Below are 16,187 nucleotides of genomic sequence, written 5' to 3'. Positions count from 1 at the left end.
CATCAACTTAACTACCAATTCAAATTTTCGTTTGTTATTGCAATAATACCTTAAAATTTCGCAAATATAGACTCGTACAATAGCGTTATTTGTTTTTAATATCTTTCCTAGCTAAAAATTAAATCCTCTTATAAACATATTTAAAATAGCTTTAAATGCTATTTGCCATAGCTTACAGCCCAGCCATGCTATCGACTTTCATAAACTCAAAAGTATAATTCAGTTTACTGCAAACATATTCCAAATCTTTGCTGTACTTATCTTTAATCCAATAGCCAATAAAGGCAGTAGCTGGTTTGAGAATAAGCTTATTGCAGGTCGTATCTTCTTCAATTGCTTCTAACTTGCTAAACAAGGATTTGTCCAAGTGTTCACCGTATAATTTTAACAAATATTTCCTTACTTTATACCATACTGACTCTGGATTTAGCCCACTTAGCTCTAAATGATAATCCGATACCTCTCTTTTGTTGGTAATACGCAATTGCTGAACATCTTTGCCATATACTTCTTGCACTGTCTTGAGCAATGTGCATTTGTCAGTTTCTGACAAAGAGATATCCGCTAGATCAATCTTGTATTCATCGTCACATACTCCAAAAAAACTGCACCTCTTCAGCAATTGATAAGCAGTGCTAGGCTGATGCTCCTCAAAAGCTTCAACAATCTTACGTTTCAACTGATTCAGTGGTTTAACGCCCTTACTATCTTTTACCTTTTGCAAATAAGCCTTTCTTGCACTAGTAGCATTGTTCAGATCGAAGTTAAAATTTGGGTTATTTGCCTTAGCTGGTGGACGCCTTTCATGAATCAAAGATATCTTCATGTAATTCAGTACTGCTTGCTTGCAGGCAAAGCGATTATTAGGAGAGTCCAAGCTATGTTTAATCAATAGCTTGTTGACAAAACTCAATTCGTAATTACGACCTGTTGTCTTTCTTAACCAAGCAGCATCTTCTTCGGTTAATGGGTAAAACATCTCTAGCTTCCTACGTGAATACCAGCCTTTAGCCTTTTTGGCAATATCACTGATCCACCCCCCACTAGTTTCTTGCTCAGACCCGCTACCTCCTGAATACCCATCTGTTGAATCAGAATCTGAATCGCAGTCTGACTCGTCATCAGTTGGAGTTGCCTCAGAGGAATTGCAGTCTGTGGAATTGCAGGGTAACGTTTCATTTACTGAGTTTACCTTTGTCTCCATAGGTAAATTAAAACTTTTTTCTTCAGTTGACTCAGGTTTTGGTAAACTTTTTTCACTTGAACTTACCGTTATCTCCGGCGATGAATCAAAGATTTGCTCCGTAGTTGACGCAGATTCTGACACATTTTTTTCACCTCTTTTTGCCGTTACCTCAAGCGGAAAATTAATGTTGTGTTCTTCAGTTGATTCAGGCTTTGACACAGTTTGTCCACAGACTTGTCCACAATTTTCTTGATTTTTTCCATATCTAGATATTATAGATATATCTATAGATGCGTTTTTTTGAAAATTTTTTACAGTTGGGTGGTAATTTTTTTCCGGTTGAATTGAAATTTTTTTATGGCTAGATTGAATATTTGTGTAATTAAAGTGATAAGAACTATTATTAGCTTTACGAAAATTCATAAATTTCTTAAGGAGTTTGATAGATAAAATATTACGGCATTTCACGTTATGTTTGATCGTAGTAGTAATTAAAGTAAAAGCAATAAATCCACTTTCTTGTAATTCTGTTAGACATTGTTTAACCCGTTTTTGACAAACTTCTAGTTCTTTCTCGAAAAAATGATAGCCTTCTTGTAATTCATCCGAATTTCTATAATTACTAGTTTTCATGCAAGAAACTATCAACGATAAAAGTTGACGAGAAGTTTTACTTAATTGCTTACCACAATTGTCGGTAAGATTCCGCCACTCAGGCGGGACAAAATTACCGACTATGTTATAAAAGATAATATCTTGATTTTCAACTACAGAGCGAGAAAAAGTTAACGATTCTGTCATATTTCCTCCCCTTGCAATAGGGTTAAAAATAGATTTTTTTGTAGGTCAAATTTCAGGAAATTTGTCTGAGAAGTTACATATAAATTACATATGAAATTTTTAGTAAAGTAAGAAAATCCTGAAACCCTGATAAGAACTGGCGGGAGTGACGGGACTCGAACCCGCGACCTTCTGCGTGACAGGCAGACGCTCTAACCAACTGAGCTACACCCCCTTTATCAGGCTTACTATGACATATAGGTAAGCCGTAATATATATAAAGTCAACTCCTATGTCAAGAACTCATCAGTAACTAATTTAACTCGATTTCTTATATTGAATTTGGGCTAAATAATATTAGCTACTTATTGTTAACGAAAACCAACTACTACATATTTTGATCAGATTTCAACAACACGTTTTAGGTAAGAATTATCTTAGATATAAACTTTATATCTTGTTTCTAAAATATCTAAGTTAAGCAACCATTTTTTTTAAGGATATTTCTTCCCATTTATCAAAAGATTCTTCTACAATTTCTTGGGCTTTTTCGATAGACCAATTCTCCAAAGCGTTCGAGTATACTATATTTATACTCATAGACTGTAAAAAGTAAGTCCTTCTCCTTGACTAACTTACTTGTCCCTAGTTATTATGCCACAAATTTAATAGAATTTCTTGCTAATAAAATAGCATACTGGTATAGATAACATATATATAAAGGCAATGGATGGTAACAAATACCATGGATATATAATAAGACTTATAATGATAACAGCAAATACCATCATCGCTAATGATAAATATTCATGTTTTATATTAATATTTTTTGTTGAAAATGTTGGTAGGCTGCTGGCAAGTAAAAAAGCAATTACAACAATATATAAATCTATCATAATGGTATGTTCACGGATATTGATACCGAAAACGCTACTCACTTCAAAATCCAAAATCATTGGCATGAGAGCAAGTAAAGCTCCACAAGGTGCAGGCACGCCAGTAAAAAAATATTCTATTTTCTTATTATGTATCTCATGAAAAATAGTAGTATTAAACCTTGCAAGCCTTAAGGCCATGCATACCATAAACAATAATATAGAACCCCATGAAAGTACTTTATATTCATATTGTTGGAAAGACCATAAATATACAAGATAAGCTGGGACTACTCCAAAATTAGCAAAATCACATAATGAATCCAGTTCAGCACCAAAAGGACTGGTAGCATTTAGCATTCTTGCTATCCTACCATCAATTCCATCTATTATAGCTGCAACTAAGGTGCAATATACAGCCTTTTCCCATCTACCATCTAATCCAAATTTAATAGCACTAACACCAACCACAAGACCCAATAAAGTGATAAAATTAGGAAGCAATTTTATAAACGGAATTGGTTTTGTTATTTTAACTTTGTGTATTTTAAGCAATTTATACCTGTATACTTATATTAAAGCAGTAAGAGTATTATCTTTTTTCAAACTTAAGTTCAGATGTTTTCTTGATCCTAAAATCAGCAATAATAGTTTCTCCACCAACTGAAGTCTGTCCCTCAGTAACACAAAGTGCAGTTTTAAGCGGCAAATAGACGTCAGCTCTACTACCAAAGCGGATGATACCATACCTATCGCCAACCCTAACCTCAGTATCTTCTTCTAAATCACATAATATTCTTCTTGCTATTAATCCTGCTATTTGAACAAAAGCAATTTTATGACCACTATTTGTTTCCATTAAAACAGACTGACGTTCGTTATATATACTTGCCTTATCAAGAGAGGCATTGAAAAATTTTCCTGGATTATAATGTAGGGATAAAATCTTTCCATTAGCTGGAATACGATTTACATGAACATTAAAAATATTCAAAAAAATACTAACTCTAATCATTTCCTGATTACCAAGACCAAGTTCTAGCGGAGGAACTGCTTCAGTTATTTTTTGCACTGTTCCGTCTGCTGGACTGACTACTAGATCGTCACTAATAGGGGTAAATCGATCCGGATTCCTAAAAAAATATATACACCAAATCGTTATAACTAATCCTACATATCCAAAACTATTATGAACAGTAGAAAGTAAAAAAGTCACAACTGCAAAGCTTACGATAAATATGTAGCCTTCACGATGAATAATCTTCGAAAAATCACTATATTGCTTCATTCTCACTCTCTAATTTTGTTACGTTATCCCATTTACTTAAGGGTAATTTAAAAGTTGGTAGGGTTTACAATAGAAACAATCAGGCAGTACTAGCCTGATTGTTATATTCTAAACGGGGTATAAAGGTCAACTAATGATAAATTTTGATAGAGCTTAACGCACAATTTCCCATTGCCCGTCTGGTCTACGACAAGCTTTCCCATAAGCTTTTTCTTGCTTACCACCCACAACAACTACCTGAGTATACTCACGGCAATACTGACCACTATCGTCTTTGAAAGCTTTGCTTGGTGTTACATACCCGTAATTACCACTATCTGGGTTACGCCACTCTACACTCTGACCACTAGGAGTAGCCTCTAATGCTTTCTGAGAACTTAGCTCTGCCAATTTCCTATCATGTTCATCCATAGTCTGACCAATTTGACCACCAATAAGTGCACCAGCTAAAACACCTATACCAGTTGCGACAAGACGACCAGTCCCTTTACCAAATTGTGATCCTAAAAGTCCGCCAGCCACACCGCCAATTAGCGTTCCACCACCTTGTTTATTCATACCAGAACAGCCGTGTAACATTGTTGTTGCTAAAATAATTGCTATAATTTTGCATGTTAAATTCATAAAAACCATATGTTTAAGAGTTACGTTATTTGACACACCCTAGGGTTAGTATATACTATACACTAATATATACTAACACTAATACATTTTATACTATAAAATCGAAAATTTTCTATGACTAATTCAGAGCATCAAATTTTAATCAAGTCTGCATCTTACTTGTCTTTTAGTATAGCTGTATTCATTTTATTTATTAAATCTTATGCGTGGCTTGTAACTGATTCTCAATCTATTCTAGCGTCTTTAATTGATACTATGCTTGATATTTCATCATCTCTTATTAATTTGATTGCTATTCGTTTTGCACTGCAGCCACCTGATTATCACCATAGATTTGGTCATGAAAAAATCCAAGATTTGGCAATTTTTTCACAAGCAGTATTCTTTTTTGTTTCTAGTATATTTATTGGTTTTTCTTCTGTAAAGTCCCTTATTGATGGATCAGTTCCAAGCAATATAGAATCTGGCATTAATGTACTATATTTATGCATTATCCTAACTTTTATTTTGGTGGCTTATCAAACTTATGTGATAAAAAAAACTGATTCTGAAATAATCAAAGTAGATAAATTACATTATTTTACAGATTTATTAACAAATGTTGGCGTAATTGTTTCTATAAAATTAAGCATTCATTTTTGGTTTATAGATTCATTATTTGGCATTGGTATTGCAATATATATAATATATGCCTCTTATGCTTTATTCAAAAAAGCTTTTAAAAATCTTATTGATGAAGAAATGCCTGAAGAAGATAGGAAAAAGATTCTCTCAATAATTACTAGATTTAAAGAAGTAAAAGGTATACACGAAATGAAGACTAGATATGCTGCAAGTAAGCCGTTTATACAATGTCACATAGAAATGGACGGAGATATGTCATTGTATAGTTCTCATTATCTTAGTGATAAAATTTATAGTGCATTGCTATTAGCGTTTCCAGGTGCAGAAATAATTATTCACCTAGATCCATATGGTTATGAGGAAAAAGTGAATTACCGTGAGAACATCAAGCAAATTTAACAATTTCTTCATGGAGGAGGCTTTAAAGCAGGCACAACTTGCTTTTAATGAAGATGAAATTCCGGTAGGTGCTATTATAGTTAATAGAGTAAGTAACAAAGTGATTTCAAAGGCTCATAATATTGTTGAACAAACAAAGAATCCGCTACTCCATGCTGAAATTGTCGCGATAAATCAATCTTGTCAAATTCTATCTAGTAAGAATCTATCAGACTGTGATATGTATGTTACTTTAGAACCATGTACAATGTGTGCTGCTGCAATATCTTTCGCTAGAATAGGCAGATTATTTTATGCAGCAAATGACCCAAAACAGGGAGGAGTTGAAAATGGGGGGCGTTTCTTTAACAGTAAATCTTGTTTCTACCATCCTGAGATATATAGTGGTTTCTCAGCAAAAATTTCTGAGAATTTAATGAAGGAATTTTTTAAAAAAGTCAGATCACTGGAATAGATAGGATAGTTTAAAAATCACATTAAATCAAAGATATGATTAATTTTAAATAAAAGAAGATAATTTAATGAAAAATGTGATTAAGTGCAATAACTTTTATTATTTTGTTTAGCTGTTATATGCAATTTATAATTGGTAGCAAAATAGAACCGGTGTTGTATTCCACAAAGTCACCAAGTACAAAAGAATACAATGTAAATGAATCTAGACAAAAAAGTTTAAAACTTATCAGTCTTAACATATGGGGAGGACATATACGACAACCACTTTTAGAATTTATAAAATTACATAGAGATATTGATATTTTTTGTCTTCAAGAAGTATATAATAATGCTCTACATAAAGTATCAACTGATGATAACGAAGTTAGCCTTAATATTTTCTCAGAAATGAGTGCATTACTCCCAAAGCATAATGCATTTTTTACGCCAGTTGTAGGGGAGGGATATGGTATTGGGATATTTATAAAAAAGGAAATTGATATATTAAGTAAAGGAGAGACTAACATACATGATAATCAAAATTACATAGGTCGCGGTCCGACTCATTCTAGAGAAATGCAATGGCTTAAATATCGTTTTAATGACCAAATCTATACTCTCTTTAATGTACATGGTTTATGGAATGGGATGGGTAAAACGGATACACAAGAAAGAATAAATCAATCTCAAAGGATTAAAAATTTTGTAGATACTATTAATACACCTAAAATATTATGTGGTGATTTCAATTTAACTCTAGATACCAAAAGTGTAAAAATACTTGCAAATAGCATGAATAATCTTATAAAAATCTATAATATTAAATCTACACGTACTAATATATATACAAAGGAAGAAAGATTCGCTGATTATATTTTTACTTCTCCTGATATTATTATAAGTAATTTTGAAGTATTAAAAGATGAAGTATCCGATCACTCACCACTATTGTTAGAGATTAATACTAGATAATCAAGCCATTTTTTATTTACATCTAGACCTACTATTTTATTCATGATATAATCTCCTTCATCTTATTGTGCAAGGCTACTGTATCCCCGTACCTTCTGCAATTTACCCCAATTCGGGATAAGAATTAGTTAATTCTTATCCCGAATTCGCGTAATTTGTTCAAAGCAAACTTAACGATAAGAGGGTACTTATTCTGTCTACTCGATAATCAAGTTTTTATTAAGTTATATAATTCGGGGCAGTTTAAAAGTCATGAAAAGAAGCCGAAAAGATGTCATTCCCGCGTAGGCGGGAATCTAAAAGAAGAAATTAATTTTATGTCTTTTGCATTACTAAATTTAGATGAATTGGAATCAGCTTTGGTATCTAATTCTCCTTATACTTATATGGTTGCTAAAAATGTAATTAATATAGATAAAAAAGATATCGTTTCTAACGATTATCCCCAAATAAAGAGTTCTGGTTTTTTTCCTCTTGAAAGTATAAAGTATGAGGGAGTTTTTAAAAAACTAATCCAAGAATTGCAAGCTCCTAAACTTGCTGATATCTTGACTAAAAAACTAAAGATTGAGCTTAAAGATAAGCCTTTTTTGATAACTATAAGGAGGTGGTCAGCAAAATATGATGGCAGGATTCATAATGACAGTAAATCTAAAATTGTTACGGCTTTATTATATTTAAATGACAATTGGCCACACGGTAAGGATGGGGGTAGTTTTCGGGTATTAAAGGATAAAAAAAATTTTGAAAGTGCAGCAGCTATTATTCATCCGGAATTTGGTTCTTTTGTAGCATTTGTTCGCTCTGAAAATTCGTGGCATGGTCATATGTCGTTTGAAGGGGAGAGGAGAGTCATTCAAATAACTTGGCTTAATAGTATGGAAGATCTTGAGCGTAAGAATAAAAGAGGAAAATTAGCATTGTTTTTAAAAAATATGTTTAAGTTGTAGGTCATAGTACCTTACATTTTTCTATAATCGTCATCGCGAGGCATCTTTAGATGCCGTGGCGATCCAGCTAAACAGCGAAACTGTTTTTTCTAGTACGCTTCGCGTATCTTGGATTGCCGCGTCGCCGCTTTCAGCGACTCCTCGCAATGACACTCGGAAGACCTCTTAACAGCAGCGGCATAAAAAATGTAGGGTACTATGGTTGTAGGTTCTAGATAGCGTAACATTCTTTCTGTAAATTGAATGTTAACCCGCTTACTCACGTTAAATTTACAGAAGAAATGTTACATTATCTTCTTTGTGTTATTTGCAATAAGTGCGACAAAATCGGTTGATGGAGTAATAGCTAACTTATAACAATATTCCGTAATTAAGTAGTAAGTGTAATATTCGTGAACATTTTCTATACTTACATCATCAATAGTTCTTTTCCCAAGCAAAATATCTGCTCTATCCTGATCAAACCTGAGGTTTGGAGCTGTTACTACAATTTTTATACCAATAAAATTGTCATTTTGTATCTCTAGTTCAACCTTAATAACAGCATCTCTGTATATATTGCTAGATGCTGTAACAATTAAACACATAATAATCTGAGCTATATTGTCATCGATATTTGTGCTGATTAACCTTGTGAACACTAGTTCAATATTATGATTTTTTGATTTTAAAAAATCAGTACTTAATCTATTAATTTCTGCAATAGCAATTTTGTTCCCCTCAGAAGGTAGAGAGTATAAATAACGATAAAACTGTAAATAGCTCATGAGTCTATTTGTACTATCCTGAACCAGTTTAGTAGCTTTCTCTTGATACTCTATAGTTTTTATTAACCCAATAGCGTTATCTATAGCACCTATTGATCCTGCAAAATCATGACATATTTTTTCATTTAAAGCTTGGCATAATTTTAGTGAATTTAGCATATTCTTAATAAACTCGTTTAGCTGGCGAAATGCTATCTACTTCATCTGTCAAAGTTGTAAGAGTTACAGGCTTGTAATCTAACTTCACCTTACCTTGCTCATCAATCCAAGCGAGTGTATGTTTCATCCATTCTTCATCATTACGCTCTGGGTAATCCTCCCTAGAGTGAGCCCCCCTACTTTCTTTTCTAGCCGCTGCAGAATGCACAGTAATTACCGCTTGATCTAATAAATTAGCTAGTTCTAATGCTTCAACTAGGTCGCTGTTCCAGATTAATGATCTATCATTAACCTGAATATTTGCATATTCCTTTCTTACCTGGTCAATCATTTCTATTCCTTCATCTAGTACCTCTTGAGTTCTAAATACCGCTGCATGATTTTGCATAATTTTTTGCATTTTAAGTCTTAAGTCAGCTACTGGTAGGGCTCCTTTAGCATGACGTATACCATCAAATCTGCTAATTATTTTATCCAATATAGACTCCGGCAAGCTTTTATGCTTTTGCCCTACTTTAACAATTTCAGCAGCTTTTTGTGCTGCGGCTCTACCAAATACTACTAAATCAAGTAAAGAGTTTGATCCTAACCGATTGGCTCCGTGTACTGAAACACAAGCTGCTTCACCAATTGACATCAACCCGGGAATAATCTTATTATGATTATCCTGACCTTTATCAATCACTTGACCATGGTAATTTGTTGGTATTCCCCCCATATTATAATGTACTGTTGGTAACACAGGTATTGGCTGGATGTTAACATTAACCGAGGCAAAAATTTTGGCTGTTTCCGAAATACCGGGTAAACGTTCGTGAAGAATTTCCGGCGGCAAATGATCTAAATGTAAGAATACATGATCTTTATGCTCACCTACCCCCCTACCCTCTCTGATTTCCATGGTAATAGCTCTTGATACTACATCTCTTGAAGCAAGGTCCTTAGCAGCGGGAGCATATCGTTCCATAAATCGCTCTCCATTAGAATTTACTAAATACCCACCTTCTCCTCTAGCACCTTCGGTAATTAAGCAGCCAGCCCCATATATACCAGTTGGATGGAATTGAACAAATTCCATATCTTGCAAGGCAATAGAACTTCTTGCCGCCATGCCACCTCCATCACCAGTACAAGTATGAGCACTTGTCGCAGAAAAATAAGCTCTACCATACCCGCCAGTAGCTAATACCACTAAGTGAGCATGGAAACAGTGAATTGTTCCGTCATCAAGATTCCAAGCAACTACCCCTACACATTCTCCATTATTCATTAATAAATCAAGGGCAAAATATTCGATAAAAAATTGAGCTTTATTTTTTAAAGCCTGTTGATATAAAGTATGTAATATTGCATGACCAGTACGATCTGCTGCAGCACAAGTCCTTTGAGCTGCTTGTCCCTTACCATAATTTGTTGTCATACCACCAAAGGGGCGTTGATAAATTTTGCCTTCTTCTGTTCGAGAAAAAGGTACTCCATAATGCTCAAGCTCTAGCACTGCTGCAGCTGCATGTTTACACATATACTCAATTGCATCTTGATCACCCAACCAATCCGAGCCTTTTACTGTGTCGTACATATGCCAACGCCAATCATCTTGCCCCATATTACCAAGAGAAGCACTAATGCCACCTTGGGCAGCCACAGTATGACTTCTAGTTGGGAAAACCTTGCTAATGCAAGCAGTATTTAAGCCCTCTTTCGCCATACCAAAAGTAGCCCTAAGACCAGCTCCACCTGCTCCAACTACCACTACATCAAATTGATGGTGGATAATATTATAAGATTTAGACATTTATATAAATTCCTTTTGTTACAGAATATACAGGGTAATTTAAAAGTTACACTCTAGAGTTGAAATAAGTAATTATTAAGAACATCAAACGTCATTGCGAGGAGTGCGTAAGCACGACGAAGCAATCCAGGAAACGAAAGAAATAAATTATCGTATTTTTGCTGGATTGCTTCGTCGGTTGCAGCAAGCAACCTCCTCGCAATGACGCTTGCAATCACATATCCACCTAAAATTACTTCAGTTTTTCAATTTTAAAGTGTGACTTTTAAATTACCCTGAGAATATATCATATATTTATTCTTGACTAAGCTTTTCCAAACAAATTTTTTCAGTAATTTTTTGCAATTGCTCTACTCGGTCAATTAAATAAAGCAACTGCTCCATAGTAATCCTGTAGTTTTTGTCATATCTTGCTCTAACATAAGCATCACGAAGTAATGTAAAACATTCTTTTTGCTCTTCACTTTCATATGGAAATATTCGACAAAGGTCATGATAAAAAATCCGTGCACTTTGGTTTAGTTCTAATAAATCATGTACTTTAGGTTTATAACCATCAAATACTAACAAAATAGCATTATAAAAACTCTCAGTAGCTTGATGAAGCAAAAAAGCTGATTCGCGATAATTGTCATCTTCAAAAAAAGCCTTGATTCCAATAAATAGTTTTTTTCCTCTACCAAACCAATTTTCATATTCTTCTGCAGCTATTGGTCTGCGATCGTGCCATGGCAAGTCCTTAGCTTCCGATAGTACAAATTCATCACTATCATATAGTAGAATTCCTTCTTTTCTAATATCACGAAAAAAATACTTACCTTTTTCAAGTTGGTCATTTACAAAGTGGATAGACTCAACTATTAGTGTCACGGATGGTTGTGTCATGGCCACTAATCGGTCTGTATTAATATCTATTGGGAATTTTCTTTCTAATCTTTTTTCTATATTATGTTTTAAGTTAATAGCTTGATATCCAGCATATTTTCTTTTCTTTAAGACCAATAACAGATCTATATCACTCTGATAATACTCCCTTGAGGATAGATCTTGTACCCAATCACCTCTAGCATAGGAGCCAAATAAAATTATCATTGCTATTTTTGATCTTCCAGAAGCTAGAATTTCTTGGACAATAATGTCTAATCTTTCTTTAATAACTAATGAACGTTCAGGTAATGTGGTTTTCATAAGATTATTTTTATTAATCAGTGAAATTATAGATTGCTTCGTCGACCTTATGGTCTCCTCGCAATGACGTTTTATAGACGTATATGTCATTGCGAGCGAACGTATGTGAGCGTGGCAATCCATTTTGTTAAAACATGATTTTAATCTTTTAAAATCATGTTTTTAGCTGGTTAATCCATCAGATTACTATAACATAAAATAATGCTACCACTAAGAATGCAATCGTTATAATGCAAAATATTTTAAGTAATATAATTAACCCTGTGCGGAGCTTAACACAACTAATATAATCTTCAATTACCGCACGCATACCAAGCATTGAATGATAGAAAGAGGTAATAACCAATATTCCTAAAGGAACAATATTGTAAGGTCTTTGTACAGTACTAACAAAATGAGTAAAACCCTCTCCAGTAGTATATTTAATAAAAAATATTAGCCAAATAGAACAAATTGCTAAAATAATAGCTGTTATTCTTTGATGCAACCAGTGACTCGAACCACTTTTTGCCGAACCAACCCCTTTAGCTTTTGCCAAATCTGTCCTTAAATTATTATTCATATAGAGGCCATAAGTTAAATTAACAACCAAAAAGCTAATGTCATCAATATCGAAGCTACTACCACAAACCAACCTGTGAAGTTAATAGCCCTTATTGAAAAGCAATGCCCACTATCCCAAATTAAGTGACGCACCCCATTACATAAATGATAAAACCATGCAAAACTTATGAATATTAGAGGAATTCTAAGTAAATTACATTTAAAGCACTGTAAATATTCAGGATCAAATTTGCTAAAAGCTAATAAAATAAAGCACCACGACAATATTGATAGTCCAAAAAATAAACCTATCCCCGTTATACGATGCAAAATAGACAAAACAGAGCTTATCTGTTTTTTATATATCGTCAAATGAGGAGAAGTAGGCCTACTATTATAAATTTCCTGCTTTGTTTTTGTCATAAGTTTCTGTCATAAATTATCTATAGTGTAATCTAGATCCTGAAATAAATTCAGGATGAAGTCCCTATAACTCTAAATAGCAACAGTATAAACGCTAGTTAGAAAATACTCAAGTTTTCTTGCAATAATTTGTATTAGACCTATTTGGTTATTGTATAATAACTATTATACAATAATGAAGTTAATTTTATGAAAACGATGAGTATTAGTTTAAACGAGACCTTATATGATAAATTAAAATATATGATTCCTTCTAAAAAAATTAGTAACTTTGTAAGCAATGCTATTGCTAAAGAATTAAAAAAAAAGGAACTGGAACTTACTTTGGCATATAAAGATGCAGAGCAAGATAATGAACGTCAAAATTTGCTAAAAGAGTGGGATGCAATAGATGACATTAGTAAAAAATAATACGAGGCAATATTTATTGGGTAAATCTTGATCCAACAATTGGAACTGAAATTCAAAAAACAAGACCTGCAATAGTTATATACTCAAATGATTTGAAGAATTGGATTTGAAAATGAATGGTGAGCATGCGAATCCATGATATTTTCAAAAAACAATTCTTCAAAGCAGAAGAGTATATCTAATAATATTCAGAATAAAATATCTAGTAGAGTAATAATTATCCCCATTACCTCAAATATTAATAATATTTTTCCTTTTGAAGTAAGAGTTACAGTTAATACTGCAAAAGCGTTAACTGATCAAATTAGAACCATAGATAAATCTAGATTGGGAGAGTTTATAGAACAGTTGAATAAAACTGAAATTATTAATATTGAAAAAGCTATTAAAGTTACTTTAAGTTTGACTTAAGTAACCTAGGTTCGATATAACAGTGTCTTCATATGTCATCCCTATGAAGGTTTATGTCATTCCCGCGTAGGCGGGAATCTAAAAAAATGACCTAGATAGGTTGTGTTAAGTTATTTTACTCACCTTACGCATAATCCCCATGGCAATTTAAAAATTGCAGAAAAGCACAATACGTCATTGCGAGACCACGTAGTGGTCGTGGCAATCTACATTTATTAGATTGCTTCGTAGCCACCAAAGTGGCTTCTCGCAATGACGCCAAGCTGTTTTCCCTATGACTTTTAAATACCATGCGTAAGGTGAGTAGTTAACCCGATTAAGATTAATTTTATCCTTACAAAACACTCAAAAAAATAGTTTACTAATACTCGTGATAACATTGAGGATTTTTGCCTTAAGTCTGAAAATAATATAAGTAATAGTGCTTTGAGCAAACGTTATATACTTCTTTTTTTTCTCTTTAATTCTTTTTTTGTCATGTGACTGAGATGGGATTGGGATTACTTTATAACCACAACAATTCATTTTTAGCATAAAATATAGTAATGTTGTTTGTACTAAATATGCTGATATGATACGATAGAGCCAATCACTAACTATGAAATACTGTATAATTATATTAAACACACCTCCAACAAGAGTGAGAATAGTAATAAAACAGATGTCGTCAGTAATTTTACCACTTCTAGAAATTTCAAAATTTCTAGGAGAATAATGTTTTAAAAACTTAATATTAGCATAGGTAAAACAACTAATAACTACTATTATAACAAAAACTGTACCTATAACAAAACTGAAATTAACGAGTTCTGTTAAATCTCCTGTCTTGATATAATTAGATATTGCTTTTTCCATCCAGCTGCTATTGGTTAATATTTGGTTTATATATTCAAAACTTTTAAATCCTAATATGACTGGTATTATACTACAACATACTAATGTATAGTTATAACTCTTAGCAAATAGCCATAGTGATAGTTCTTTTTTAAGCATGTTAATAAATGCTAGTCTATTCATAAAATTACCTTTTTATTATTTAATTTGTATTATAACCTCATCTTACGCATGGTATAGCACTTAACATAAGGCTTCAAAATTATAGTAAAGTATTTGAAGTGTAAATTGTAATCAGCTATTGACCCCTTTAAGGGAAAAATTGTAATGAAAATTGCCCCCCTAAATAAGTAACAATATCTCCAAAAAATTAATATTTTTAATATTTTTTTAAGGAGTTTTTAAAAGGTTGTTTATAGTGGAAACAATCGGAAGAATACGTAGAATGTATTACGTTGATGGCAAAGCAATTAAAGCAATTGCTAGAGAACTGAATATATCAAAGAATACAGTAAAAAAAGTCATTTGCAGCAATCAAACTAAATTTGAGTTAGCAAAATATAGCAAAGGTAAGCCTGTTCTTGGCAATCATCTTGAAGTACTAAATCAGCTATTAGCAGAGAATAGCAAGGAGTCGGTTCGACGTAGAATGACGGCAGCTATACCAACAGCTTCAGATATCGGGTTATACAGGAAGTTACGAATCTGTGAATCTAATTGTACGAAACTTCCGTAGAGAATACGAGGCAAGGGGCGGGCAAGTTTTTATTCCATTAAATTTTGAAGCTGGTCAGGCGTTTCAGTTTGATTGGGGAGAGGAAGAAATATGTTTAAATGGGGAGGTTACTAGAGTTAAAGCAGCGAGAATAAAGCTATGCTATAGTCGTTATTCTTTGGTAGTGGTTTATCCTAATGAGCAGCTGGAAATGGTTATGGATGCCCATGATCAAGCTTTCAAGTTTTTTGCTGGTTGTTGTAAGAATGGTATTTATGACAATATGAAGACGGCTGTCAAAAAAATATTGATTGGCAAGGATCGTATCTTTAACGAGAAGTTTATCCAAATGGTCTCTCACCATTTATTTGAGCCACTTGCCTGTACTCCAGCATCAGGATGGGAGAAAGGACAGGTTGAGAAACAAGTAGGAGACACTAGACGTAACTTTTTTACTCCAATATTGAAAGGAGATAGTTATGAAGCTATTAACATTCAGCTAAGAGAGATGTCTATAGAGTGGGCTAAAACTAAAAGACATCCTGAATTTACAGAAAGAACGATTCTAGAAATATATGAGGAAGAGAAGGCATATTTAATAGGATATAGAGGGCAGTTTACCGGTTATAGATTACATCCAACGACCGTATCACCTTTGAGTTTAATACAATACGACACCAATATGTATATAGTTAAGTCCATAGGATTAGGTGACAAAGAACATAACGATTATAAGTTGTCTTAGCAACGGCGGGAATCTAGATATCTGCTTTCGCAGGTATGACACAAAATTTATATCACCTAATTC

20 protein-coding genes and 1 tRNA gene are annotated in these 16,187 nt (G+C 33.3%); 9 read left to right on the top strand and 12 right to left on the bottom strand.

Translation table 11 applies throughout. From position 1 onward, the window contains the following. Positions 1-172: 172 nt before the first annotated feature. From AB3211_RS05360 to AB3211_RS05335, 6 genes are all read right to left on the bottom strand, one after another. Positions 173-1,987 (bottom strand): hypothetical protein, encoded by a 1,815-nt coding sequence (locus AB3211_RS05360; protein WP_367363870.1) that lies wholly within the window; start codon positions 1,985-1,987, stop codon positions 173-175. 137 nt (positions 1,988-2,124) lie between these two features. After that, a tRNA-Asp gene (locus tag AB3211_RS05355) sits at positions 2,125-2,201 on the bottom strand. Between the two features lie 242 nt (positions 2,202-2,443). Continuing rightward, entirely contained in the window at positions 2,444-2,566 is a 123-nt protein-coding gene (locus AB3211_RS05350; protein ID WP_367363869.1) for a hypothetical protein, read from the bottom strand. A gap of 65 nt (positions 2,567-2,631) precedes the next feature. Continuing rightward, the gene (locus AB3211_RS05345) at positions 2,632-3,396 is read right to left on the bottom strand and encodes a CDP-alcohol phosphatidyltransferase family protein (protein WP_367363868.1); all 765 of its coding nucleotides are present in this window, start codon (positions 3,394-3,396) and stop codon (positions 2,632-2,634) included. Positions 3,397-3,433: 37 nt separating this feature from the next. Next, on the bottom strand, positions 3,434-4,129 hold the full coding sequence (locus tag AB3211_RS05340; RefSeq protein ID WP_341748140.1) for a phosphatidylserine decarboxylase: 696 nt from the start codon (positions 4,127-4,129) through the stop codon (positions 3,434-3,436). Between the two features lie 153 nt (positions 4,130-4,282). Next, entirely contained in the window at positions 4,283-4,753 is a 471-nt protein-coding gene (locus tag AB3211_RS05335; protein ID WP_367363867.1) for an RT0821/Lpp0805 family surface protein, read from the bottom strand. A 114-nt stretch (positions 4,754-4,867) separates the two neighbouring features. Here AB3211_RS05335 and AB3211_RS05330 point away from each other — a divergent pair, with 114 nt between their 5' ends. From AB3211_RS05330 to AB3211_RS05315, 4 genes are all read left to right on the top strand, one after another. Next, positions 4,868-5,776 carry a cation diffusion facilitator family transporter gene (locus AB3211_RS05330; protein WP_367363866.1) on the top strand — a complete coding sequence of 303 codons (909 nt, stop codon included), beginning with the start codon at positions 4,868-4,870 and terminating at the stop codon, positions 5,774-5,776. A 10-nt stretch (positions 5,777-5,786) separates the two neighbouring features. Further along, positions 5,787-6,230: a nucleoside deaminase gene (locus AB3211_RS05325; protein WP_367364825.1), complete on the top strand. Its 444-nt coding sequence runs from the start codon at positions 5,787-5,789 to the stop codon at positions 6,228-6,230. A 119-nt stretch (positions 6,231-6,349) separates the two neighbouring features. Beyond that, entirely contained in the window at positions 6,350-7,183 is an 834-nt protein-coding gene (locus tag AB3211_RS05320) for an endonuclease/exonuclease/phosphatase family protein (protein ID WP_367363865.1), read from the top strand. A gap of 317 nt (positions 7,184-7,500) precedes the next feature. Next, the gene (locus tag AB3211_RS05315) at positions 7,501-8,133 is read left to right on the top strand and encodes a 2OG-Fe(II) oxygenase (protein WP_367363864.1); all 633 of its coding nucleotides are present in this window, start codon (positions 7,501-7,503) and stop codon (positions 8,131-8,133) included. A 284-nt stretch (positions 8,134-8,417) separates the two neighbouring features. Here the strand turns inward: AB3211_RS05315 and AB3211_RS05310 are convergent, their stop codons facing one another. The 5 genes from AB3211_RS05310 to sdhC form a co-directional block, all read right to left on the bottom strand. Continuing rightward, positions 8,418-9,059 (bottom strand): histidine phosphotransferase family protein, encoded by a 642-nt coding sequence (locus AB3211_RS05310; protein WP_367363863.1) that lies wholly within the window; start codon positions 9,057-9,059, stop codon positions 8,418-8,420. Between the two features lie 4 nt (positions 9,060-9,063). Continuing rightward, positions 9,064-10,854 carry a succinate dehydrogenase flavoprotein subunit gene (gene sdhA, locus AB3211_RS05305; RefSeq protein ID WP_367363862.1) on the bottom strand — a complete coding sequence of 597 codons (1,791 nt, stop codon included), beginning with the start codon at positions 10,852-10,854 and terminating at the stop codon, positions 9,064-9,066. Between the two features lie 294 nt (positions 10,855-11,148). Beyond that, positions 11,149-12,042 carry a HEPN domain-containing protein gene (locus tag AB3211_RS05300; protein WP_367363861.1) on the bottom strand — a complete coding sequence of 298 codons (894 nt, stop codon included), beginning with the start codon at positions 12,040-12,042 and terminating at the stop codon, positions 11,149-11,151. A gap of 178 nt (positions 12,043-12,220) precedes the next feature. After that, positions 12,221-12,604 (bottom strand): succinate dehydrogenase, hydrophobic membrane anchor protein, encoded by a 384-nt coding sequence (sdhD, locus tag AB3211_RS05295; protein WP_367363860.1) that lies wholly within the window; start codon positions 12,602-12,604, stop codon positions 12,221-12,223. Between the two features lie 14 nt (positions 12,605-12,618). Beyond that, complete coding sequence (sdhC, locus tag AB3211_RS05290) at positions 12,619-13,008, bottom strand: succinate dehydrogenase, cytochrome b556 subunit (protein ID WP_367363859.1); 390 nt, start codon at positions 13,006-13,008, stop codon at positions 12,619-12,621. Between the two features lie 189 nt (positions 13,009-13,197). On the opposite strand from sdhC, the gene AB3211_RS05285 reads away from it, so the two are divergent. Genes AB3211_RS05285 through AB3211_RS05275 form a run of 3 tightly spaced genes read left to right on the top strand, consistent with a single transcriptional unit; the run spans position 13,198 to position 13,830 of the window. After that, positions 13,198-13,419, top strand: coding sequence for a hypothetical protein (locus tag AB3211_RS05285; RefSeq protein WP_367363858.1), 222 nt, complete (start codon positions 13,198-13,200; stop codon positions 13,417-13,419). After that, on the top strand, positions 13,416-13,529 hold the full coding sequence (locus AB3211_RS05280; protein ID WP_367364824.1) for a type II toxin-antitoxin system PemK/MazF family toxin: 114 nt from the start codon (positions 13,416-13,418) through the stop codon (positions 13,527-13,529). Before AB3211_RS05285 ends, AB3211_RS05280 begins: the two co-directional genes overlap by 4 nt. A gap of 25 nt (positions 13,530-13,554) precedes the next feature. Further along, entirely contained in the window at positions 13,555-13,830 is a 276-nt protein-coding gene (locus tag AB3211_RS05275; RefSeq protein ID WP_367363857.1) for a type II toxin-antitoxin system PemK/MazF family toxin, read from the top strand. Positions 13,831-14,175: 345 nt separating this feature from the next. On the opposite strand, the gene AB3211_RS05270 is transcribed toward AB3211_RS05275, so the two are convergent. Next, positions 14,176-14,847 (bottom strand): hypothetical protein, encoded by a 672-nt coding sequence (locus AB3211_RS05270; protein WP_367363856.1) that lies wholly within the window; start codon positions 14,845-14,847, stop codon positions 14,176-14,178. A gap of 262 nt (positions 14,848-15,109) precedes the next feature. Between AB3211_RS05270 and AB3211_RS05265 the strand changes: the two genes are divergently transcribed. Then, positions 15,110-15,400 carry a LuxR C-terminal-related transcriptional regulator gene (locus tag AB3211_RS05265; RefSeq protein WP_367363728.1) on the top strand — a complete coding sequence of 97 codons (291 nt, stop codon included), beginning with the start codon at positions 15,110-15,112 and terminating at the stop codon, positions 15,398-15,400. Beyond that, a complete protein-coding gene (gene istA, locus AB3211_RS05260; RefSeq protein ID WP_367363855.1) occupies positions 15,372-16,124 on the top strand; it encodes an IS21 family transposase in 753 nt (250 codons plus the stop codon). Before AB3211_RS05265 ends, istA begins: the two co-directional genes overlap by 29 nt. The last annotated feature ends 63 nt before the right edge of the window (positions 16,125-16,187 follow it).

The sequence above is a fragment of the Candidatus Tisiphia endosymbiont of Nedyus quadrimaculatus genome (genome assembly GCF_964059235.1).
In the GTDB taxonomy this organism is placed as follows: Bacteria; Pseudomonadota; Alphaproteobacteria; order Rickettsiales; family Rickettsiaceae; genus Tisiphia.
This window is presented reverse-complemented; position numbering and strand designations above follow the sequence as displayed.